Origin of the sequence: Nonomuraea sp. NPDC050404, from assembly GCF_040655495.1 — a bacterium.
In the GTDB taxonomy this organism is placed as follows: Bacteria; Actinomycetota; Actinomycetes; order Streptosporangiales; family Streptosporangiaceae; genus Nonomuraea.
In genome coordinates this window covers 24283-45984 of sequence record NZ_JBFAKB010000003.1, presented here as the reverse complement: position 1 = coordinate 45984, position 21702 = coordinate 24283, and the positions used below count along the sequence as shown (strand labels likewise).

Below are 21702 nucleotides of genomic sequence, written 5' to 3'. Positions count from 1 at the left end.
GCCGGGCATCGTTGCCGGCTCGCCGGAGGGGGCTCAGCAGTCCACGAGCTCCGGTTTCTGGTTGAGGATCTGCGCGCGCGGGGTGACGAAGTCGGACAGGGCCCGCGTCGCCGCCGGGTCGAAGACGGCCACCCGGTGGCAGTTCTGGAAGGCCAGGCGCACTCCGTAGTGACGCTCCAGAGCGCCACGCATCGAGTCGCTCGCCAGGCAGCGCAGGAGCTGGCCGCGGGCCTCCTCGGACGGCGGCGGCACCTGGTTGTCGGCGAACTCGGCTCCGCTGTGCTCACGCTGCTTGACCAGCTCGCTGATCAGCGACCACGCGTAGGGGAGTGAGTCGCGGACGCAGGCGATGAACGCCGCGTCGTCCACCTCACCGGCTCTGGCCTGGTCGAGCAGATCGTTCGGAACGGTCAGCGACATGCTGTCTCCTCTCGAAGGGGGATTGATCTCACGCTAGGTCTCTAATCGGAAACGCTCCAGCAGCCCCGTGGGGACAGTCGTGTGGGTCATGGGCCATAGACGAAGTCCGGGTCCACCTGCTCGGCGAGGTCGGAGCCGGTCCTGTCGTTGCCCCACGCCTCGGCGTTGCGCAGGTGGAACTCCACCGTCTGGCGGCCGAACATGGCCCAGTCCTTGTCCTGCTCGTCGAGGGTCTTGCGGAGCAGGGACAGCGCGTCGGCGTTGGCCGGCTCCAGGTCGTCCAGCGTGAAGTGGCGGCCCTGTTCCATCGCGCGCACGGCTGCCGAGTGCTCCATCCAGGTCAGCAGGTCGTCGCCCACGTGCTCGCGCAGGAAGTCCACGTCACCCTGGCCGTGCACCTTGTTGCCGATCACGGCGAGGGTGACGTCGTACTTGGCGGCGTAGTCGCGGTACTGCCGGTAGACGCTGACGCCCTGCCTGGTCGGCTCGGCGACCAGGAACGTCAGGTCGAAGCGGGTGAACAGGCCGGAGGCGAAGGAGTCGGCGCCGGCCGTCATGTCCGTCACGACGTACTCGCCGGGCAGGTCGACGAGGTGGTTGAGCAGCAGTTCCACCGCGCCCACCTTGGAGTGGTAGCAGGCCACGCCGAGGTCGTCCTCGCTGAACGGGCCGGTGGCCAGCAGGCGCAGGCCCTCGGGGGTGGTCAGGCCGTAGGGGTCGGTGGCCAGGTCCTGGAAGCTCAGCAGCGTGGAGCCGCGGCCGGGCGGGGTGGTCTTGAGCATGGCCTCGGCGGAGGCGATGCGCGGGTTCGTGCCGCGCAGCCGGTCCTTGATCTCGGTGAGGTGGGCGCCCAGGGGTTCGGGCTGCCGGTCCAGGCCGAGCACGAGGGCCAGGTGCTGGTTGATGTCGGCGTCGATGGCGACCACGGGACCGCCGTGGCTCGCCAGGTGCCTCGCGAACAGGGCCGACATCGTCGTCTTGCCGCTGCCGCCCTTTCCGACGAACGCCACTCTCACGGTGTGCTCCAGGTGGGTATGAAAATCGTTTCCGAACGGGACGATCACCATCATGCCACAGGGGCCCGAATGAGGGCGCGCCAAAGCGAGAAGTGGTGGGGCGAGGTGGTCGGAGGTGGTCAGCCGCAGGCGGTGTCGAGGCTGGTCGGCGTGTCGGCTTCCGGCGTGGGGGAGGGCGTGGTGCGGGCGGGGGCGGTCCTGGGGGCTGGGCGCTCGTTCAGGGTGTCCTCGACCTTGCGGCGGATCTCGTACCAGTCGGGGTCGGCGGTCGAGATCAGCGGCGGTACGAAGTTCAGGCTGCGGATCCTGGCGTCCTTCACCTTCTGCGACAGGTCCACGACCGCGGGCAGGAGATGCTGGGGCAGGTCGGTGGAGATGGCCCGCTTCGTGGCCGCGGCGAGGCTTTCGAAGCTGTTGAGCACGGTCATCGGGTCCGCCTGCCTGGCGACCGCGTTGAGCAGGCACTTCTGGCGGCCCATACGCACGTAGTCGTCGCTGTCGGTGCGGGAGCGGCCGTACCAGAGGGCCTCCTCGCCGGACAGTCTGCGGGTGCCGGCGGGCAGCAGGCCCTCGCGGCGCCTGCCGTACACGATGGGCTCCTTGATGGTGACCTGTACGCCGCCCATGGCGTCCACGATCTCCGCGAAGCCCTTCATGTCCACCATGGCGTAGTGGTCCACGCGCAGGCCGAGCAGGTCGCCGATGGTCTGCTTGAGCAGGGTGGGGCCGCGCTTGCCCTTTTCCACGCCCGGCACCACGTCCGGGTTGTCCTCGGCGTACTGGAAGACCTCGTTGAGCAGGCCGGGGGTGCCGGGGCCCGCGCCGCTGAAGCCCGAGGGGAAGCGCGCCCTGGCGGGGCCCTCCGGGAGCGGGACGTTCTGGAGGTTGCGGGGCAGGCCGAACAGGACGCTCTCTCCCGTTTCGACGTCCACGCTGGCCACGGTCATGCTGTCGGTCCGTACGCCCGGCCTGCTGGGCGCCGAGTCGCCGCCGAGCAGCAGGAAGTTCACCCGCTGGGCGCCGTTCCACGGGTCCTGGGCCAGTACGGGCGCGTTGGGGGTGTCGCCGGTGGCGAACAGGCTGTTCACGACGTCGCGCGACACGTACGCCAGCCGGGTGGCGTAGGCCGTCGGCGCGAGCACGAGCGCGCACAGGGCGACGGCCAGGGTGGCGGTCAGGAAGCGGCCGACGCTGTCGGAGCGGGCGGGGCGTACCAGGAGGAAGGACCAGAGGATCACGCCGGTCCAGGCCAGCGCGATCACCACCAGCGCGACCGTGAGCCAGGTGAGCCAGCGGGGCTGGACGGCCAGCGACAGGAGGTTGGCGCTGAACGCGGTGAAGACGGTCAGCACGCCGGCCAGTGTCAGCACATAGGCCGCCATGAGCGCCAGGCCGGTCTTGCGGCGTTCCGTGGCGAGGTGCGCGACCCCCCACAACACCGTCGATGCCAGTGTCAGTGCGATGCTCGCGCCCAGGCCGAATCGCCGATCTTCTCCCGTCATGCCTGGTCGAACCCCCAACGCGTGCTCATCCAAGCCACCTTAGTGATGCGTTGTGCGTCAGCGGCGGTACGAAGGGAATGGTTCGGTCAAATGCCTACCAAGACCAGCTTGAGATACAACGTGAACGTGAGCAAGCGACACGGTAGTTATGGGTTCGACGCGCCGTGGGCAGTGGCCGGACTGCTGTTCGGCGCGATCGTGCTGCTCGGCCTGGCGGGCCTGTCGTTATCGCTGGACATCCTCGCCGCGGGCATCGCCTTCCTGCTCGGCGGGCTCTACACGCTGGCCAGCGCGATCAGCCACCTCTACACGACCCGGCGCGGCAAGTTCGCCGTCTGGGCCGGGCAACTGGAACGGCTGCGCGGCGACGAGCGGCTGCTCGACCTGGGCTGCGGCCGGGGAGCGGTGCTGCTGCTCGCCGCCCAGCGGCTGGAGAGCGGCGGGGCGACCGGCGTGGACCTGTGGCGCGCCAAGGGCCGGTCGGGCAACCACGAGCAGGTGACCAGGGCGAACGCCGAGGCGGAAGGCGTCGCCGACCGGGTGGAGCTGGTCACGGGCGACCTGCGCGACCTGCCGTTCGGCGACGACGCGTTCGACGTGGTGGTGTCGAGTCAGGCCGTGCACGACATCCCCGGAGCCGACGGGCGGGCGCGGGCCGTCCGCGAGGCGCACCGGGTGTTGCGGCCCGGCGGGTTGTTGCTGATCGCCGACTTCCGGCACACCCAGGACTACGAGGAGACGCTGCGCGAGCTGGGCGTGGTGGACGTGCGGCGGCGCGACGCGGGCTGGCGGTTCTGGTACGGCGGCCCCTGGTCCGCCACCGGCATCGTGGAGGCCAGGAAACCGGCCGCGTAGAAAGCGTTTGCCTGGGTATCGCGTTGAGTTTATGAGCGAGGTGGAAACAGGCACCGTCACCACCAAGGTGCCCGCGCGGCTGGACCGGCTGCCGTGGTCACGGTGGCACTGGATGATCGTCATCGGGCTCGGCACCGTCTGGATCCTCGACGGACTCGAAGTCACCATCGTCGGAAACCTGTCCGCGCAGCTCGCCAAGCCGGGCAGCGGCCTGGACATCACCCAGGCGCAGGTCGCGGGCATGGCCGCCGCGCTCTACGTGGCGGGAGCCTGCTCGGGGGCGCTGTTCTTCGGCTGGCTGACCGACAGGTTCGGCAGGAAGAAGTTGTTCATCATCACGCTGGTCGTGTACCTGGCGGCGACCCTGCTGACCGCGTTCTCCTTCAGCGTCTGGTGGTTCTTCCTGTTCAGGTTCCTGACGGGCTTCGGCATCGGCGGCGAGTACGCGGCCATCAACTCCGCCATCGACGAGTTGATCCCGAGCCGGCACCGCGGACGCATCGACATCATCATCAACGGCAGCTACTGGCTCGGCGCCGCCGGCGGGGCGCTGCTGACCGTGCCGCTGCTGAACAACCTGCCGGTCAACATCGGCTGGCGGGTGGCGTTCGGGCTGGGCGTGGTGCTGGGCCTGGCCATCCTCCTCGTACGCCGCAACGTGCCGGAGAGCCCGCGCTGGTTGTTCATCCACGGCAGAGGGGACGAGGCCGAGCGCATCGTCGATGACGTCGAGCACCGGATCGGCAGGGACGAACTGCCGGAGCCCGAGCAGTCGATGACCATCCACCAGCGTAAGTCGATCGGTTTCATCAGGATCGCGCACACGATGGTGGCCCTCTATCCGAAGCGGACGGTGCTGGGGCTGTCGTTGTTCATCGGGCAGGCGTTCCTGTACAACGCGATCACGTTCGGGTACGCGCAGATCCTGTCCACGTTCTTCCAGATCGACACGCACACGGGCTACTACTTCGCGGTCATCGCGATCGGCAACTTCCTCGGCCCGCTGCTGCTCGGCCACCTCTTCGACACGGTGGGCAGGGTGCCGATGATCTCGGCCACCTACATCGGCTCCGGGTTGTTGCTGCTCGGCACGGCGTGGCTGTTCAGCCAGGGCATGCTGACCGCGGTCACGCTGACCGCGTGCTGGTGCGCCGTGTTGTTCGTGGCCTCGGCGGGGGCCAGTTCGGCGTACCTGACCGTGAGCGAGATCTTCCCCATGGAGACCAGGGCGATGGCCATCGCGTTCTTCTTCGCGGTGGGCACGGCGGCGGGCGGCATCGCGGGGCCGCTGGTGTTCGCCACGCTGGTGGAGACCGGGGTGCCGGGGGACACGGCGCTGGCGTTCTGCGTCGGCGCGGTGGTGATGATCGCCGGCGGCCTGGTCGAGTTGTTCCTCGGGGTCAAGGCCGAGCGCAAGGGCCTGGAGGCCATCGCACCGCCGCTCAGCAAGGCGGACGCCACCTGACCGGCGCGCTACGAGAGCGGACGCCACCTGACCGGCGCGTTCATGAGAGCGGGCGCCACCTGACCGGCGCGTTCATGAGAGCGGGCGCCACATGACGGGTAAGACCCGGGGGCTGTCGGACAGGTAGAGGTGCGGCACGTCCACGAACACCCGCATCGGGCCGCGTTCGACGCTCAGCTTCGAGGCCATCGCCGCGTGCACGTCGGCGAGCGGCAGATAGTTGAGGTAGCTGGTGAAGGCGTTCTGGGAGCGGAAGGCGACGGTCATGACCAGCGAGCCCTCCCTGATCCGGAACGCCATCCCGATCAGGCACGGCACCGAGTCGTACGCCTCGCCGGGCGCGGTCAGCGAGATCCACGCGCTCTTGCTGTACGGCTTGGCCCGCAGCAGGTCGGCCGCCCAGGTGAGCTGCCCGCCGATCCTGGCCCCGTAGCTGTACTTGAACGGCGGCACCACCGCGACCTCGCTGAACTTCCTGCGGTACAACGTGAGCCGGTCGGCGTCGCCGTACCGCGCGATGATCGGATCGTCGTCGCTGACGCGCTCGATCTCGAACAGCAGGGACGGTCCCTCGATGACCGGCCCACGATCGTCGTCGGCGAGCGCGCCCGCCGACCAGACATGACGCATCAATTTAATCCACGCCTCCCCACACGACGCCCAAAGTTCTGGGCAGGGCATTTATCCCTCCAATTGCGAATATCCAGGAGAGCTGCGAGGGTGCCGCCGTCGGGTGACATTGCAGCGGATGTAGTAAACGGCGTAGTGGACCAAGGCGACGAGCAGGATGGCGGCCACGAGCAGGAGCAGGTTCGGCTCCTGTCCGCTGAGCCCCGTGACGCCGACGGCCAGGTAGGTCGAGTTGGCCATGGCGAGCACGGTGACGTTGACGCCGGGCCAGGCGAGGGGCGCGTACGTCTCGGGGAAGCGCGGGTCGGTCGGCAGGTTCGGGCTCCAGCCGAGGTCGTCCCTGAGCTTCGTGGCGTACAGCAGGCGGAAGTTGTTGATCGCGCGCGCCGTTCTGGCGTGCGCGTTGACGGCTTCGATGAGCCGCAGGAACGGCAGGGAGCTGAGCACGCCGAACGCGGTGACCACGGCGAACAGGTACCACGGCACGTCCTGCCACCGCGTCAGGCTCTGCGGGTCCACCACTTTCGCGCTGGCCAGGGCGATGGCCGCGAGGAACGGGCCGGACAACAGGCTCATCGCGAGCCTGGTCATCTTCAGCCGTTCCTCCTTCGCGGCGAGGTGGACCGCGTAGATGCCGGAGAAGTCCACGGCGGCGAACTGGAGGAACTGACTTGGTGTCAGGTCATCCTTTTGGGCCATGCGATGGGGGATCTTTCGCATGTGCGTGCTCCTGGTAGGGGGTAATTCCAGTATGAGCACTTTTTCCCGGAAGTGGCGATGATTAATACCAATTGTTCCAACAAATCTCAACTTACTGGGGTCAGGTGTGTCATACGCTCCACTTGATCTATATAAGCCGCGGGGAGGCCGTACAGCAGGCCCGCCATCTCATGGTCATGGATCACCGGCAGGGCGGCCAGCGCGTCGGCGGCCAGCCCGCGGCAGTACGCGATCGTCTCCTCGGTCATCCGGCTCGCCCGCAACCTGCGCAGCGCCTCCGCCACCTGCTCGTCGCTCATGTCGCGGCCCAGCAGCCCGTCCAGGTCGGCCCCCGACATGAGCAGCGGCAGGCTGTAGACGCCCTGCCGCAGGTCGTTCCCGGCGGGCTTGCCGAGCTGCTCGCTGGTGGCGGTCAGGTCCAGCAGGTCGTCGAGCACCTGGAAGATGAGGCCGAACTTCTCCCCGTACGCCGCCATCCGCGCCCTGTCCTCGGCCGAGGCGTGCGCGCACACCGCCGCCACCAGGCACCCGGCCCTGAACAGGGCGGCGGTCTTACCGGTGATGGACCTCAACGCGTTCTGCCTGGTGCGGGCGGTGTTGAACAGGTCGGCCGTCTCCAGGTACTGCCCCTCCGCCAGCTCCACCACGACCGCCGCCAGCACCTCCGCGACCGGCCTTGACACGTTCACGATCGCCGCCAGCCCGGCCCTGGCCAGCATGAAGTCCCCGATGACCAGCGCCTTGCCGTCGCCCAGCTCGGCGTTGAGCGTCCGCGCGCCACGGCGTTCCGTGGCGCGGTCCATGAGGTCGTCGTGCACGAGCGAGCCGGCGTGGATGAGCTCGACGCACGCGGCGGCGGTGATCACGCGGCGGTCGAGAGCCTTGCCGAGCGCGAGCGAGGCGGCCAGCGTCATGGCGGGACGCAGGCGCTTGCCGCCCGCCGAGACGATGCGCCCGGCGCCCGCGTTGATGGCGGGCAGCGCCGATGAACCGCTCAGCCGGCGGATCCTGGCCTCGACCTTGGTCAACCCGGCCGTGATCGCGGGGCTGCGCAGAAGTTGATCCATGCCTCCCAGACTGCTTCCCGGTCGCTGTGGCACGCCTGAGAGACCCTGAGGAGCCTCTCAGCCCACCACTCCGGGATGCTGGATGCCGTGAACCGATCATCGGATGAGGTCCTCTACCTCGTCGTCTGCGCAGCGGGAGCGGCGGCCGACGTCGGCCGCCTGGTCGCCCTGGCCCAGGACGAGGGGTGGATCGTGCAGATCGTGGCCACGCCGTCCGCGCTGGACTTCATCGACGTGGCCGAGCTGGAACGGCAGACCGGGCGGCCCGTGCGCAGCCGCTACCGCAAGCCGTCGGAGCCGAAGCCGCCCAGGGCCGACGCCGTCATCGTGGCGCCGGCCACGTACAACACGATCAACAAGTTCGCCCTGGGCATCGCCGACACCTACGCGCTCGGGGTGCTGGCCGAGGCTCCGGGGCTGGGCATCCCGGTGGTGGTGCTGCCGTTCGTCAACGAGGCCCTGTCCGCCCGTACGGCGTTCCGCCGCAGCGTCGAGGAGTTGCGGGCCGACGGCGTACGGGTGGTGCTCGACGCCGGCGACTCCCCCTGGGAACGGGCGCTGGCGGAACTGGGCGTGGCATTTTCCTGAAGATTTATGCCAGGATGTGCCGACTTCAGGGAGGAACATCGTGGGAATGGCGCAGCGGGTCGACGAGGTGCTCGCCTCGGGCAAGGCGCCCTACGCGCACGGGCTGGTGGTGCTGCGCGGCGGGCAGGTCGAGATCGAGCGCTACGCCGCCGGCCACGACTACGCGCTGAACGAGCCTCTGGGGCACGTGGAGTTCGACCGGGACACGCTGCACGACCTCAGGTCCGTGTCCAAGAGCGTGGTCGGGCTCGTGTACGGCATCGCGCTGCGCGAAGGTCTGGTGCCGGAGCCGGGCGAGCCGCTGCTGCGCCAGTTCCCCGAGCACGAGGACCTGGCCGCCGATCCGCGCCGGGCGAGCCTGACCATTGAGCACGCCCTGACCATGACGCTCGGGATCGAGTGGAAGGAAGACCTTCCCTACACCGATCCGGCCAACGGCGAGATCGCCATGGAACTGGCGCCCGACCGGCACCGCTACGTCCTGGAGCGGCCCATCGTGGAGGAGGCGGGCCTGCGCTGGCAGTACTGCGGCGGCGCCACCGCGCTGATCGGAGAGATCATCACCCGGGGCGCCGGCCGGCCGCTGGACGAGTACGCCGCCGCCAGGCTCTTCGAGCCGCTCGGCATCTCCGCCCACGCCTGGTCCAGGGGCGACGACGGCGCGACCAGAGCCGCCTCCGGCCTGCGCCTGCGCCCGATCGACCTGGCCCTGCTCGGCCAGACCGTGCTGGACGGCGGCCGGGACGTGGTGCCCGGTCCGTGGCTCACGGAGATGTTGCGGCACAGGGCCGTGACCGGGAGCGGGTCCGGGTACGGCTACCAGTGGTACCTGAACCCGGGGACGTACGAGGGCGTCGGCAACGGCGGGCAGCGGCTGGTCGTGGTGCCGGAGGAGGAACTGGTCGTGGTGGTGACGGCCGGCGAGTACGACGTCTCCCTGGCCAGCTCCCAGGCCGTACTGGACGCCGTGTTCAACCGATGAGATCCTCCGGGCCCCATAGCCCGTCCAGCGGCAGGCCGGGCTCCGCGCCCGCTCTCGACACGGCGATCCTGGGCGTGCCGGTGCCGGCCCCGGGAACGAAGGCGGAGCCGCGGACGAGTTCGTCGTAGTCATGACGATCGAACGGCCGGTTATCCAGCCACTTGATCGACCCCACGAACTGGATCTGCCCGGCCACCGGCCCTCTGTCCGCGCCGATCAGATCGATCTCCGGATTGTTCTGGCGGTTCCACCAGCCGCCGATCTCCTCGGTGTCGGGCCAGTTCTCGTCCGGCAGCGCTCTGGCCAGGGCCTGGCGGATGACGGGCTCGACCGCGCGCCCGCGCCAGGTCGTCCAGGACTTCTCGATGCGCTGCAGGGCGAGGTCGGGGCGGCCCCGCTCGCTGTCGGCGATCGCACGCTGCAGGAACGCCAGCCAGAAACGCAGGTAGTGGTCGGCGACGCGGTAGCGCTTGTTCTTGGTGTCCGGTTTCGTGGACAGCGGGAGGTCGGCGGTGATGACCTGCTTCGTGGTCAGGGCGGATAGGACGGGGGCGAGGGTTCCTGACGGCAGCGGTGCGTCGCCTCCGGTCCTGGCGGCGATGTTGGCGAAGGTGCGCTCGCCCGTGCCGATGGCCTCCAGCGCTCTTCTGGCGTGGCCTCCGGCGGGGAACTCGCCGAGCAGCGTGAGCTCACCGGCGGCGAGGAGGGGCGACAGCGGGGAGTCGAGGCTCCGGCCGAGGAAGTCACCGCGTGACATGCCCGGCTCCCAGGAGCGGACGATCTCGGGAAAGCCGCCGGTGATGAGCAGCGCGTCGATCGCCTCCGCGGCCGGGAGCCGGGCCATCCCGGCCACGTCGGCCAGGTGCAGCGGCCTGATGGTCATGCGCGCCGCCCGTCCGAAGAACGGCCTGCCGTACTCCTGGAGCGCCTCCATCATCGTGAGGTCGCTGCCGACCAGGATGAGCAGGACCGGCCTGGCCGACAGGAACCTGTCCCAGACCGTCTGAAGAGCGCCTTCGAACTCCTGGTCCTGCTCCACCAGCCAGGGCACCTCGTCGAGCACCACGATGCACGGGCTGTCACCGACCGCCGTGGCCAGCGCCCTCAGGGTCTCGTTCCAGTCCTGCGGATGGGCGCCCCGGACCAGTTCGGCATGGGGAAGAGCGGCGCAGGCGGCGGCCCGGATGAGATCGTGGCGCTCCGCGGCGGGAGCACGGCCGCGGGACGCCTGGAAGATGACGTACGGCAGCCCTGAGCGGTCACAGAACTCCTGCACCAGGCGGGACTTCCCGACTCGCCGCCGGCCGGTCATGATCAGCGCTCGGCCTCTGGTCGTCAGCTTCTGCTGCTGGACCAGGGCGAGTTGCTCGTCGAGGAGCCGAAGATCGGGTGCCCGACCGGAGAACTCCAGCACCATGGGACGGCCTCCAAGTAAGGCTGAATCTAAGTAAGACTGTATCTTACTTAGATCCGATCTTACTTTAGAGCGGCAGGTGGGGGACGGCGGTGCGGAAGGCTGTTACGGCTGCTTCGATCGCGGGGTGTTCGCCGTTGCCCTTTCTGAAGGCGGCCAGGGTGCGGCGGCTCAGGGGGAGGCGGGTGAGGCGGACGCCGGGGGGTGGGGCGGCCACCGCGAGGCGGGGTACGAGGGCGACGCCCAGGCCGGCGGCGGCGAAGGCCAGGACGGTGTCGAAGTCGTCGATGTGGTGGCGTACCAACGGCTCGAAGCCGGCCGCTTGGCAGGCTCTGATCGCCATGGCGTGGCAGAGAGTGCCCGGTTTGTTGGTGATCCAGGCGTCGGCGCGGGCGGCTTCGACCGAGGGGCGGCCGGTCAGGTACATCGGCTCGGTGAACAGGGGCTCGGTCTCGATGGAGGCGTCGGTGACGGGTGGGACGAAGTCGTACTCGTGGACGAGCGCCACGTCGAGTTCACCCGCCCGCAGCGCGGCCGAGACGTCCGCCGGGTCGATCTCGGAGATCATGGGCTCAAGGCCGGGGTGGGCGCCGGTCAGGTCGGCGAGGGCGGGTGGGAGGAGCACGCGGGCGGCGGTGGGGAACGCGCCGATCCGCAGCGGTCCCGAGGGGCCGCCCCGCGTCGCGGCGAGGGCCGCGGAGGCGCGTTCGAGTTGCTCCAGTACGGCCTGCGCGTGCTCGACCAGGAGTTGCCCGGCGGGTGTCAGCGTCACCGTGCGGCCCGTGCGCTTCAGCAGTTGCACGCCCGCCTCCCGTTCCAGCGCGCTGAGTTGCTGGGAGACGGCCGACGGGGTGAACGTCACCGCCTGCGCGACGGCGGCGATGGTGCCGCGTCTGGCGAGTTCGCGCAGGAGGTGGAGCTTGCGTGGGTCGAGCATAAGGTCAGCTTAATGTCGGGCGTAGGAATCGTCGCTGGACCTTACGTATGGCGACAGGTCACGCTCAAAGCATGTTGAGAGGACTTCACGTACCGCTGATCACGCCGTTCGACACCGCGGGCAGAGTGGACGAGGACGCGCTTGAGAAGCTCGGGCGCCGGGCGCTCGACGAGGGCGCCGCCGGGCTGGTGGCGCTGGGCACCACCGGTGAGGTGGCCGCGCTCGATCCCGCCGAGCGGGCGCGGGTGATCGAGGTGTGCGCGCGGGTCTGCGCCGAGCGGCAGGCGCTGCTGACGGTGGGGCTGACGGGCAACGACACCCGGTCCACGGCCCAGGCGCTGCGGGACCTGCCGTCCGGCGTCGGGGCGGCGCTGGTGACGGTCCCGTACTTCCTGCGGCCGGGTGAGCGCGGGGTCGTCGCGCACTTCGAGGCGCTGGCGGAGCAGACGCCGGTGCCGCTGGTCATCTACCACATTCCCTATCGGACCGGGCAGGCCGTCGGCGCCGCCACGTTGCGCAGGCTCGGCGCCCATCCCATGATCGCCGGGGTCAAGTACTCCGCCGGCGGGATCGACCAGGACGCGGTGGACCTGCTCGGGGATCTGCCCGAGGGGTTCGAGGTGCTGGGCGGGGACGATGTCGTCATCTCCCCGCTGCTCGCGCTGGGGGCCGCCGGCGGCATCCTCGCCTCCGCGCACCTGGCGACCAGGAGCTTCGCCGACCTGGTGGCGGCTTGGCACGCGGGGGACGTCGAGCGGGCGAGAGGGTTGGGGAGCCGGTTGGCCCGGCTGTCTGCGGCGTTGTTCGCCGAGCCCAACCCGACGGTGACCAAGGGGGTGCTGCACGCCCGGGGCCTCATCCCGACTCCGGACGTGCGCCTTCCGCTGCTGCCCGCCGGCGCGGAGACGGTGACACGAGCCGTCCAGGTGACCGAAGCCGTGTCACAGGCCGGCCTGGTAGCGGTACATCCAGGCGAGTGACTCCTGGCTCGCGCTCTTCTTCAGGAAGATCGGCATCATCAGGTCGCGGAACACCCGGGCGACCGGGCCCGCGGCCTTGCTGTTGCTGATGGTCCTGGAGTAGGCCACGACCCGCTCCGCCCTGGGCCGCCGCTCGGCCTCGAACTTCCGGAACGCCTCCTCGTGCCCGTCGCTGTCGCGCAGGCACCTGGCCAGCACGACCGCGTCCTCGATGGCCAGCGAGGCGCCCTGGCCGGAGCTGGGTGAGGTGGCGTGCGCGGCGTCGCCGGTCAGCAGCACCCGGCCGCGGTGCCACACGGGCACCGGGGGCAGGTCGTGGATCGGCAGGGCCAGATCGACGGAGCTGCGCCGGATCAGGTCGGCGGAGAAGTTCGCGTCGTTCTCGAACGCCCGCACCAGCACGGGCTTCCAGTCCTCCGGCACGTCCCCGAGCTCCCTGGGCAGGTTCGCGAACCACCAGGTGTCGCCCGACTCGGTCACCGTGTAGCCGAAGAACGCGCGCTTGCCGAAGACCATGTTGTACACGCCGGGCTCGCCCGGGACCCCGGCGTCCTTGACGATGCCGCCGAAGCTGTACAGACCGCTGTAGCGAGGCTTCGGAGCCTGCGCGTCGAGCAGCGAGCGGGTGCGCGAGTGCACGCCGTCGCAGGCGATGAGCAGGTCGCCGACGGCCGTCGTGCCGTCCTCGAACGTGGCCGTGACCTGCGTGCCGTCGTCCTCGTAGGAGACCATGCGCTTGCCGAAGGAGACGCTGATGCCGTGCTGCTCGGCCTCGTCGCGCACGATCCTGTAGAGGTCGGAGCGCAGGATGGTGTGGCTCACGGTGCCGTCGTCGAGCCGCAGGCCGTTGGCCACCTCGCCGAGCCGCTTGCCCGAGCCGCTCCACATGACCATGCGCGGCGTCGGGATGCCCGCGGCCAGAACCTGGCGGTGCGCGCCGAGCACGCCCAGGGCGGACAGGCCGTTGGAGGCCACGTTGAGGAACGAGCCCACGTCCTCCGCGCCCTGCCCGTACGCCTCGAAGATCTCCGCTTCGATGCCGACTTCACGCAGTGCCATCGCGGTGGCGGGGCCGCCGATGCCGCAACCTATGATCAGAGCCTTCATGGTGATAACCTTTCGTTCGGTCGAACGAAATATTAGGCAGAGGCGGGTGACGATGTCCAGAGATATTTCGGAAAAGCGAAAGAAATTGCTGGAGGACCTCACAGTCGCGGGACGGGCGCACAGCAACGCCGCCGTGATGTACCACAGCGCGATGGGCGAGCGGCTGGGCCTGGGCATGACCGAGGAGAAGACGCTCGACCTGCTGCAACGGCACGGGCCGCTGACGGCGGGGGAGCTCGGCCAGCACGCCGGCCTGGCGCCCGCCACGGTCAGCGGCCTGATCGACCGGCTGGAGGCCAAGCGGCTCGTACGGCGCGTACGCGACACCAAGGACCGGCGGCGGGTCATCGTCGAGATCAACTACGAGCAGCTGGCCGGGTTCGCGGAGCTGTTCGAGCCGTTCGTGGCGGCGCTGGCGCAACTGTACGAGCGCTACACCGACGACGAGCTGGAGCTGATACTCGACTGGCTCAACCGCTCCGCGGCCCTGCAACGAGAGGCCACCACGGCGCTGGCCGGGTAGTAATGAGGTCTATGGACGGCCGGATTCCCTGATCGCGGTGCCGACCTCGCCCACCCGGTCGGCGAGCAGGCCGATCGCGCCGACCGTGCGCACCACCGGGTCGTCCTCCGCCCCGCCCAGGGCCTTGGCCTTGAGGTAGGCGGCTTTCACCTCCGCCCAGCGCTGCGCCTGGACAGGGGTCAGCCGGCCGCGCAACTCGGCCAGCTTGAGCAGGTTGGCCTCGGCGTCGGAGGTCAGGGTCTGCGCCTCGCCCAGGTAGTGGTCGTCGATCACCGCCTCCAACTCGGCGTCGTTCATGGCGGGCACGATGCGCTCGGCCAGCTTGTTCATGTTGCGGTAGGAGCCCTGCAGCCGGTACGGAGGCTCGGTACGCGCCGCCTCCGACTGCCCGGCCGAGGCGATGTAGGCCCGGTTGTTGGCCAGCACCACCTCCTGCACGCGGACCAGCTTGGCCAGCACGCTGAGGATCGGATCCAGCTCCGGCTTGGTGTAGGGATGCCTGAGCTGGTCCGGCCGAACCGTCGTGTCGCCCCTGGCCAGCCGGATGAGCAGCTCCACGTCCGACCGGTCCCGCCCGGACAGCGGCGCGAGCACCGGGTTGGAGGTCAGCGCGTTGTCGATGTAGCTCAGCGCGAACAACTCCTCCCTGCCCGACAACACATCACCGAGGTTCCACACGTCGGCCCGGTTGGCCAGCATGTCGGGGATGCGGAAACGTTTGCCCGACTCGGTGTACGGGTTGCCCGCCATGCACACCGCGAACCGCTTGCCGCGCAGGTCGTAGGTCCTGGTGCGCCCGTTCCAGACGCCCTCGATGCGGCGCTGGGCGTCGCACAACGAGATGAACTTCTGCAGCAGCTCCGGCGAGGTGTGCTGGATGTCGTCCAGGTAGAGCAGGGTGTTGTTGCCCGTCTCCAGCGCGAACGAGATCTTCTCCACCTCCTGCCTGGCCGTCGCGTCGGGCGCGTCCGCCGGGTCCAGCGAGGTGACCCCGTGGCCCAGGGCGGGGCCGTTGACCTTGACGAAGACCAGGCCGAGGCGGCTGGCCACGTACTCCATCAGGGTGGTCTTGCCGTAGCCGGGCGGCGAGATGAGCAGCAGCAGGCCCATCTGGTCGGTGCGTTTGCCCGCGCCCGCCGCGCCGAGCTGCTTGGCCAGGTTGTCGCCGATCAGCGGCAGGTACACCTCATCCAGCAGGCGGTTGCGTACGAAGGCGCTCATGACCTTGGGCTTGTACTCCTCCAGGCGCAGGCGGCGGCGCTCGGCCTCGACCAGTTCGCTCCTGCGGCGCTGGTAGCCGCGGTAGGCGGGGACCTGCTCCCGGGCGAAGCGGCGGGTCCTGGTCAGTACCTCCTCCAGGCGCAGCTCCAGCTTGCGGTCCTTGATCCGCGGATGGGCGCCGAGCAGGCCGTCCACGGTCTCCACGGTGGCGGCGCCGGAGTCGTGCCTGGGCAGGTCGCAGAGCTGTACGGCGATGGACTCGGCCACCTCGGTGCCCTGGTGGTAGGCGCTCAGCCAGGCGTGGGCGAGCTGGAGCCGTTCGGCGAGCGGGAGCGCCTTGAGGTCTTCCTCGAACTCGCGGGTCTTGGCCGGGCCCAGGGCGTGCCGGAAACCGTCGAGGACTTCGCGGGCGGCCTTGCCGGTGACGAAACCGGTGGGCGTGGTGCCCAGCTCCTCGACCAGGTATTCACCCGCGAGACCGGCGACGGGGACGCCCATGCCCAGCTCGGCCGAGAACCTGGTGATCAGGGCTTCCAGCTCGGCGGCCAGCGCCCCCAGCGCGGGTCCCGCGCCGAAGACGGTCCTGGCGCGCACCAGCGACACGGCCCGGGTGGCGAATGTTTTACGTGAAACCTCGTCGGTCCCGAACGTCCAGAAGAGCTGCGCGGCGGCCCGTACCTCGGCCGGATAGCGCAGCAGCCCCGCGCCTTCGCGCAGCCGCAGCAGCGTGTCCAGGATGGTGGTGGCGTCGTGGTCGTGCACGCCGCGCTCGTAGCCCTCGTCGTAGCGGGATTCGGCGGCCTGCCGTACCAGGTCGGCGAGCGGAGCCCCGGGCGTGGCCGAGTCCAGGAGCGAGGCGGCCAGGTACTCGGCCCGGTAGACCTGCGCGGACTCCGACACCAGCACCTGGTCCCAGAAGGGCCGGGTGTCGGCGAAGGAGTCGGGGACGGGCGAGCGGTAGTCGGTGCCGGTGATCGCGAAGTTCATGGCCCCGTCGTGCGGCACCAGCGTCAGGTCGATCGGCTGGGTGTTGACGGCGAAGCGGTGGCTGCCCAGGCGTAGGGTCTCGCCCCCGTCGGAGAACAGGTCCAGGCGGTCCCGCAGCGCCCGGCCGGCCTCCTGCTGGGCCGCCTTGATCCGCCCGTCCAGCTCCTCGGCCCGTACGGCGTCCCCGAGCCCCCGCAGCTCCCCGGCCGCCGAGCGCACCTTGGCCACCATCGGGTCGGTGGCGAAGTAGGTGTTGACCTCATCCAGCGACGGCAGCGCGGCCAGCCGCCTGGTGATGCTGCCCAGGATGCGCTCCGCCGAGGCGAAGACGCGGTCGGCGCGCCGGGCCAGGTCGTCGAGCTGGGTCTGCTTACGGGCCGAGAACGCCTCGTAGACCTCGTCCCGCTTGGCCGAGAGTTGCGCGGCGAAGTCCTCGGACTCGCCGAAGCGCGACTCCAGGTTCTCGACCTGGAGCATCAGCCGCCCGAGTTGCTCGTCGCACTTGGCGGGGTTGTCGGCCATCGCCAGCGCGCCCGTGACGGCCTGTCCGAGCAGGGCGAACTCGGCGGCGAACGCGGCCCGGCCCTCGGTGCCGAGCAGTTCGCGCCTGCGCCCGTCCAGCAGCGCCCTGGCCCGGTTCACGCCGCCGAGCACCTCGGCGATGCGGCCCAGGATCGAGGTGCGCACGGTCGCGTCGCCGATGTCCAGCGACCCGACGACCTCCGTGACCACCTCCAGGCCCTCGGCCTGCTCCGCCAGCCGGTCGGCGACGGGCGCGGCCTCGGCCACCGTGCCGATGGCGGCGGCGTCGGCGGCCAGCGCCTCGACGGCGGCGTGGTAGGCGGTGAAGGCGTCCTGGCCGGACAGGAAGGTGACCGCCCGCCGGCCGGCCGAGCCCAGCTCTTCGAGCACGGACTCCGACAGCGCGTCCAGGGCGGCCAGGTCGATGTGGCGGACCTCGCGCAGCGTCACCAGGTGGCCCTGGGCGCGGCGCAGCGTGGCCAGCAGGGTGACCCAGGCGTCCGCGGTGGCCGGGTCCTCGGCCCCGGAGCGGCGCAGGAGCTCGGTGGTCTCCTCGGTGGCCGTGGCGAGCGTCTGTGACGCCTGCCGGGTGAGCTGCTCGACGTTCTCGTACTCGTCGAGCACCTGCTCGGCGGTGGCGCGCACGTCGGCCAGCGGCCCGCGCAGGCCGTGCTCGCCGAGCCAGTGGTAGGAGTCGAACGTGCGCGTGCAGGCGGCGATCAGGCCCTCGAAGGTGCCGGCCGACGGCGCCATCTCCTCGACCATGCGCGCGACGGACAGGGCGTCGGAGATGCCGCGGACGAGTTCGGCGTTGCCGATGCGCTCCAGCGGTCCCGTGCCGGCGGGCTGGGCGGCGGCGTAGGTGTCCGACACGTACGGCGTCTGCCACACCTGCATCGGATGCACCCGCGTCGGCTCCTCGGAGGTGGCGCGGAAGACCACCATCGTGCCGTCGTCGAACAACGAGTACCCGTGACAGACGATGGGGTTGGCCACCTCCTTCCTGATCACGTTGTACGGCAGCAGCAGCGAGCGCCCGTCGCCCCTGGCATGGAAGACGTACAACACGTCCTCACCGTTGGGCGAGCGGACCATGCGCTCGAACTCCAGGTCCGTCACGTCCGTGTCGAACGTCTTGCTGACCCCGGTGGCCAGGTAGTAGCCGCCCGGGAAGATGAGCCCCTGGTCCTCGGGCAGGCGCTGGCACGCCTGCCCGATCCCGTCGAGCCGCACGACGGCCTTGGTGCGCGTGTTGAACACCAGGTGCCGCCAGTCCGTCTCCTTGTACGGCCTGATCCGCATCAGGATGAGCGGCCCCACCCGCGCGTACTCGACGTCGGCGTCGGCCAGGCTCTGCAGCGGCTGCTCGACGGGCTCGGCGTAGATGCCGGCCCCGCTCTCGGTGTTGTCCTCGACCTTGATGGTCAGGTCGCCGCCGACGGTCTCGACGAACACCTCGCCGCCGATGGAGATGTGTGGATGGCGGCCGAGCACGTGGTCGTCGCGGGTGGTGGGCGTCCACTCGAAGTCGTGGGACGGGGGGAACGTGTGGTCCCGCTCCCCCCTGTTGTCCACATATTTCGGGACTCCGCCGTTGCTCACCGTCCAGCGCAGCACCCGCGTGTCCGCCGGACCCGTACGGAAGACGGCCAGCAGCTTGCCTTCGACCCGCCGCAACTGGTGGAGACTCGTCTCCTTGTAGTAGCGGTACAACTCGGCGAAGTCCTTGCCGAACGCCGGGTCGTCCAGCGCCGCCAGCCGGTCGGCGTCGAACCTGAAGGCGTCGCCGTCCCTGGAGAAGCGGTGCACCGCGAACACGTCCGCGACCGTCGTCTCCGGCTTGAGCCCGATGAAGACGTTGTAGCCGAAGAGCATCACGTCACCCAGGGAGACGATGTCCCTGGGCACGCAGTTGTTCTCGGTACGGATCCGCTCGGTGCCCAGCAGGCGCAACTCCGCCCCGCCGAAGACCTTCAGCCGCTCGCCGTTGAGCGACTCGGCCGCCGCCGCGAGCGCCTTGGACTGGGCCTGGAGGCGGTTCCTGAGAACCTCGTAGGTCCCCGCCTCCAGCCCGGTTTCGACCGCGGTCACTTGGCCCCGGCCAGCGCCGCCACCGGGGAGTCGGCCACGCCGAGCCGGCGGGCCGTGTCCAGCAGTTCGCCGAGCGCCGACGACTGCGGGCCGCCGTCCTGGATGAGCCGCATGAGCAGGGCGGCCACGGTCACGTTCTTGAGGTCCTCGGTGCTGACGCCGCCGACCACGTTCGCCAGGTCGGCCGCCAGGCTGGCCTCACCGTTGACGTACGGCGACACGATCGCCCCGGCGATCTCCGAGTGCCCCACGAAGCCGTCCACCGCCTTGCCCGCGGTGATCGAGCCGACCACCTTGTCGAAGAACATCGTGTCGCCGCCGACGATGTCGATGTTGGCCTTGGCCAGGCCGGCGGCCAGCACGCTCGCCTGCGACTCGGCCACGTGCCTGGTGACGTCGATGTGCTTGAGCCTGATCTCCTTGTCGGCCTCCAGTCGCAGGCGGTACTCCTCGTGCGCCCTGCTGGCCTCGTCCAGCGCCGCCATCGCGGCCGCCTTCTCCGTCAGACCCTCGGCCTCGGCCTTGAGCTTCTCGCCCACCGCGGCGGCCGCGGCAAGCGCCATGGCCTGCTCGCCCTCGGCCTTGGCCTTGAGCCGGTCGCCCTCGACCAGCGCCATGGCCCTGGCGCCGTCGGCCTCGGCGGCCAGCTTGTCCTTCAGCACCAGCGCCTCGGCGCGGCCCACCTTCTCGATGGCCTCTGCGTCGCGCTCCTTGACCTGCACCTGCGCCAGCCCGCTCGCGGCGGACTCGGCCTGCACGCCCTCGGCCAGCCGGATCTTGGCCCTGGCCTCCAGTTCGGCGGCCTGCTGCTTGGCCTCGGCCAGCACGAGCTCCTCGCGGGCCCTGAACTTGGAGGCGGCCTCCGCGGCCTCGGCGGCCTTGATGTCCTTGACCAGGTTCTCCTGGGCCTCGGCCTCGGCGGCGATGATCACCTGCTGGCGGGTGCGCTCGGCCTCCTCGACCACGCGCAGCCGCTTGATGGACTCCTCCTGCTCGGCCACGGTCTTGTCGACCGCGATGCGCTCGCGGATGACCTCGGCGATCGACCGCTTCTCGGTCTCGACCTCCTTGTCCTTGGCGATGCGCGACAGCTCGGTCTCCCGTTCGCGGGAGATGACCTCCAGCATGCGGTCCTTCTCGATGCGCTCGCTCTCGATGGCGATCACGCGCTCGCGGTTCTTCTCGGCGACGGCGATCTCGCGGGCCCGGTTCTCGTTCTGCACGCCGAGTTGCTCGTCGGCCTTGAGGTTCGCGGCATGGGCGCGCAGCCGCTCCTCGGCCTGCACGCGGGCGATCTCCGCCTCCTCGCGGGCCTTGACGGTCTCGATCTCGCGGCGCTGCTTGAGCTCGGCGTCGGCCTGACGGCGCTCCAGTTCGAGTATGGCCTCGCGGGCGTCCACGTTCTGGCGGGTGATCTCCTTCTCCTCGTTGCGCCGGAACTCGTTCGTCCGCACGTGCTCCAGGGCCGTCAGCTCGGTGATCTTGCGGATGCCCTGCGCGTCGAGGATGTTGCTCTTGTCCAGCTGGACCAGCGAGGTCTGCTCCAGGTAATCGATGGCGGCGTCCTCAAGGCTGTAGCCGTTGAGGTCGGTGCCGATGATCCGGACGATCTCGTCGCGGAACTCGTCCCGCTTGGTGTAGAGGTCGACGAAGTCCAGGTGCTTGCCCGCCGTCTTGAGCGCCTCGGAGAACTTGGCGTTGAACAGCTCCTGCAACGTGATCTCGTCGCTGGCGCGGGCGGTGCCGATGGCCTGGGCGACCTTGATGACGTCCTCGGCGGTCTTGTTCACGCGGACGAAGAACGTGATCTTGATGTCGGCCCTGATGTTGTCCCGGCAGATCAGCCCCTCGCGGCCGGTCCGCTCGATCTCGATGGTCTTGACCGAGATGTCCATGATCTCGGCCTTGTGGACGACGGGCAGGACCACGGCGCCGGTGAACGTCACATCGACCTTGTTGACCTTCGAGACGATGAGCGCCTTGCCCTGTTCGACCTTGCGGAAAAGGCGGCCGACGAGGATGAGAAGGCCGATCACGATGACCACGATGACGGCGATGAATACTACGAATCCAGTCGAAATGACGTCCATCAAAGCTCACTTTCGTACGGCATGACCCAGAAGAATTCGCCGTCTTTGTCGTAGTCGAAGATGAGGGCGCGGTCGCCGCGGGCAAGGCGGTCCTGGCCGGTCGTGCGTACCTGCACGATCGCGGACGAGCCGTCGGCGGAGGTGACCTCGGCCTGACCGAAGTCGGGCGTGGCCGTGCCCGTGCGGATCACGCACATCTGGTTGACGAAGTCGCCGCGCGAGCGGGTGTCCCCTTGGGGGAACAGCCTGCGCAGCGGCTTCAGCAGCGCGCGCGTGACCGCCCAGGCCAGACCCAGTGCGACGAAGGGGACGGCGATCAGTGGGCCGTCACTCGCCACCACGCTGCCGATCAGGCAGAGCAGCCAGGTCAGTGCGATGAGCAGCGACAGCGCGACCCCGGCGGGGACTCCCCCGAGACCCAGCCAGGCGGCGTCGTCCTCCAGCTCGAACAGCCCGGTGATGACGGTCAGCCAATAGGCGACCACCACCACGAGCAGGAAAGTGAAAATGACCGTCGGAAAGCTCAGTGCAACGTCTAAGAACGCAGTCATCCCGCCTCGGTGATACCAGTTCCCCCTGTGATGT

The 21702-nt window shown here is 69.7% G+C and carries 18 protein-coding genes; 6 read left to right on the top strand and 12 right to left on the bottom strand.

What is annotated here, in order from left to right:
* Positions 1 to 33: 33 nt before the first annotated feature.
* The 3 genes from AB0I81_RS08530 to AB0I81_RS08520 form a co-directional block, all read right to left on the bottom strand.
* On the bottom strand, positions 34 to 420 hold the full coding sequence (locus tag AB0I81_RS08530; protein ID WP_360652194.1) for an SCO5389 family protein: 387 nt from the start codon (positions 418 to 420) through the stop codon (positions 34 to 36).
* A gap of 86 nt (positions 421 to 506) precedes the next feature.
* On the bottom strand, positions 507 to 1436 hold the full coding sequence (locus tag AB0I81_RS08525) for an ATP-binding protein (protein WP_360652191.1): 930 nt from the start codon (positions 1434 to 1436) through the stop codon (positions 507 to 509).
* A gap of 119 nt (positions 1437 to 1555) precedes the next feature.
* A complete protein-coding gene (locus AB0I81_RS08520; RefSeq protein ID WP_360652188.1) occupies positions 1556 to 2938 on the bottom strand; it encodes an LCP family protein in 1383 nt (460 codons plus the stop codon).
* Between the two features lie 126 nt (positions 2939 to 3064).
* On the opposite strand from AB0I81_RS08520, the gene AB0I81_RS08515 reads away from it, so the two are divergent.
* Positions 3065 to 3793, top strand: coding sequence for a class I SAM-dependent methyltransferase (locus AB0I81_RS08515; RefSeq protein WP_360652185.1), 729 nt, complete (start codon positions 3065 to 3067; stop codon positions 3791 to 3793).
* 31 nt (positions 3794 to 3824) lie between these two features.
* Positions 3825 to 5258 carry an MFS transporter gene (locus AB0I81_RS08510; protein WP_360652182.1) on the top strand — a complete coding sequence of 478 codons (1434 nt, stop codon included), beginning with the start codon at positions 3825 to 3827 and terminating at the stop codon, positions 5256 to 5258.
* A 72-nt stretch (positions 5259 to 5330) separates the two neighbouring features.
* Here the strand turns inward: AB0I81_RS08510 and AB0I81_RS08505 are convergent, their stop codons facing one another.
* From AB0I81_RS08505 to AB0I81_RS08495, 3 genes are all read right to left on the bottom strand, one after another.
* Entirely contained in the window at positions 5331 to 5888 is a 558-nt protein-coding gene (locus AB0I81_RS08505) for a hypothetical protein (protein ID WP_360652179.1), read from the bottom strand.
* Between the two features lie 51 nt (positions 5889 to 5939).
* Positions 5940 to 6587: a hypothetical protein gene (locus AB0I81_RS08500; RefSeq protein ID WP_360652176.1), complete on the bottom strand. Its 648-nt coding sequence runs from the start codon at positions 6585 to 6587 to the stop codon at positions 5940 to 5942.
* A gap of 107 nt (positions 6588 to 6694) precedes the next feature.
* Positions 6695 to 7675, bottom strand: a complete 981-nt coding sequence (locus tag AB0I81_RS08495) for a polyprenyl synthetase family protein (protein WP_360652173.1) — start codon at positions 7673 to 7675, stop codon at positions 6695 to 6697.
* Between the two features lie 87 nt (positions 7676 to 7762).
* On the opposite strand from AB0I81_RS08495, the gene AB0I81_RS08490 reads away from it, so the two are divergent.
* On the top strand, positions 7763 to 8263 hold the full coding sequence (locus AB0I81_RS08490; RefSeq protein WP_360652170.1) for a flavoprotein: 501 nt from the start codon (positions 7763 to 7765) through the stop codon (positions 8261 to 8263).
* A 46-nt stretch (positions 8264 to 8309) separates the two neighbouring features.
* Positions 8310 to 9245, top strand: coding sequence for a serine hydrolase (locus AB0I81_RS08485; RefSeq protein ID WP_360653895.1), 936 nt, complete (start codon positions 8310 to 8312; stop codon positions 9243 to 9245).
* Here the strand turns inward: AB0I81_RS08485 and AB0I81_RS08480 are convergent.
* Both AB0I81_RS08480 and AB0I81_RS08475 read right to left on the bottom strand, forming a co-directional pair.
* The gene (locus AB0I81_RS08480) at positions 9235 to 10662 is read right to left on the bottom strand and encodes a DUF234 domain-containing protein (protein ID WP_360652167.1); all 1428 of its coding nucleotides are present in this window, start codon (positions 10660 to 10662) and stop codon (positions 9235 to 9237) included. The two genes, AB0I81_RS08485 and AB0I81_RS08480, sit on opposite strands and share 11 nt — an antisense overlap.
* Positions 10663 to 10726: 64 nt before the next feature.
* Complete coding sequence (locus tag AB0I81_RS08475; RefSeq protein WP_360652164.1) at positions 10727 to 11596, bottom strand: LysR substrate-binding domain-containing protein; 870 nt, start codon at positions 11594 to 11596, stop codon at positions 10727 to 10729.
* A 71-nt stretch (positions 11597 to 11667) separates the two neighbouring features.
* On the opposite strand from AB0I81_RS08475, the gene AB0I81_RS08470 reads away from it, so the two are divergent.
* The gene (locus tag AB0I81_RS08470; RefSeq protein ID WP_360652161.1) at positions 11668 to 12576 is read left to right on the top strand and encodes a 4-hydroxy-tetrahydrodipicolinate synthase; all 909 of its coding nucleotides are present in this window, start codon (positions 11668 to 11670) and stop codon (positions 12574 to 12576) included.
* Here AB0I81_RS08470 and AB0I81_RS08465 read toward each other — a convergent pair.
* The gene (locus tag AB0I81_RS08465; RefSeq protein ID WP_360652158.1) at positions 12538 to 13683 is read right to left on the bottom strand and encodes an FAD-dependent monooxygenase; all 1146 of its coding nucleotides are present in this window, start codon (positions 13681 to 13683) and stop codon (positions 12538 to 12540) included. The genes AB0I81_RS08470 and AB0I81_RS08465 overlap by 39 nt on opposite strands.
* A 52-nt stretch (positions 13684 to 13735) precedes the next feature.
* Between AB0I81_RS08465 and AB0I81_RS08460 the strand changes: the two genes are divergently transcribed.
* Complete coding sequence (locus AB0I81_RS08460; protein ID WP_360652155.1) at positions 13736 to 14206, top strand: MarR family transcriptional regulator; 471 nt, start codon at positions 13736 to 13738, stop codon at positions 14204 to 14206.
* A 9-nt stretch (positions 14207 to 14215) separates the two neighbouring features.
* Here AB0I81_RS08460 and AB0I81_RS08455 read toward each other — a convergent pair whose 3' ends face one another.
* The 3 genes from AB0I81_RS08455 to AB0I81_RS08445 are packed head-to-tail and all read right to left on the bottom strand — an operon-like array spanning position 14216 to position 21605.
* Positions 14216 to 19027 carry a DNA repair ATPase gene (locus AB0I81_RS08455; protein WP_360652152.1) on the bottom strand — a complete coding sequence of 1604 codons (4812 nt, stop codon included), beginning with the start codon at positions 19025 to 19027 and terminating at the stop codon, positions 14216 to 14218.
* The gene (locus AB0I81_RS08450; RefSeq protein ID WP_360652149.1) at positions 19024 to 21117 is read right to left on the bottom strand and encodes a flotillin family protein; all 2094 of its coding nucleotides are present in this window, start codon (positions 21115 to 21117) and stop codon (positions 19024 to 19026) included. Before AB0I81_RS08450 ends, AB0I81_RS08455 begins: the two co-directional genes overlap by 4 nt.
* Positions 21117 to 21605 (bottom strand): hypothetical protein, encoded by a 489-nt coding sequence (locus tag AB0I81_RS08445; RefSeq protein ID WP_360652146.1) that lies wholly within the window; start codon positions 21603 to 21605, stop codon positions 21117 to 21119. Before AB0I81_RS08445 ends, AB0I81_RS08450 begins: the two co-directional genes overlap by 1 nt.
* Between the last annotated feature and the right edge of the window lie 97 nt (positions 21606 to 21702).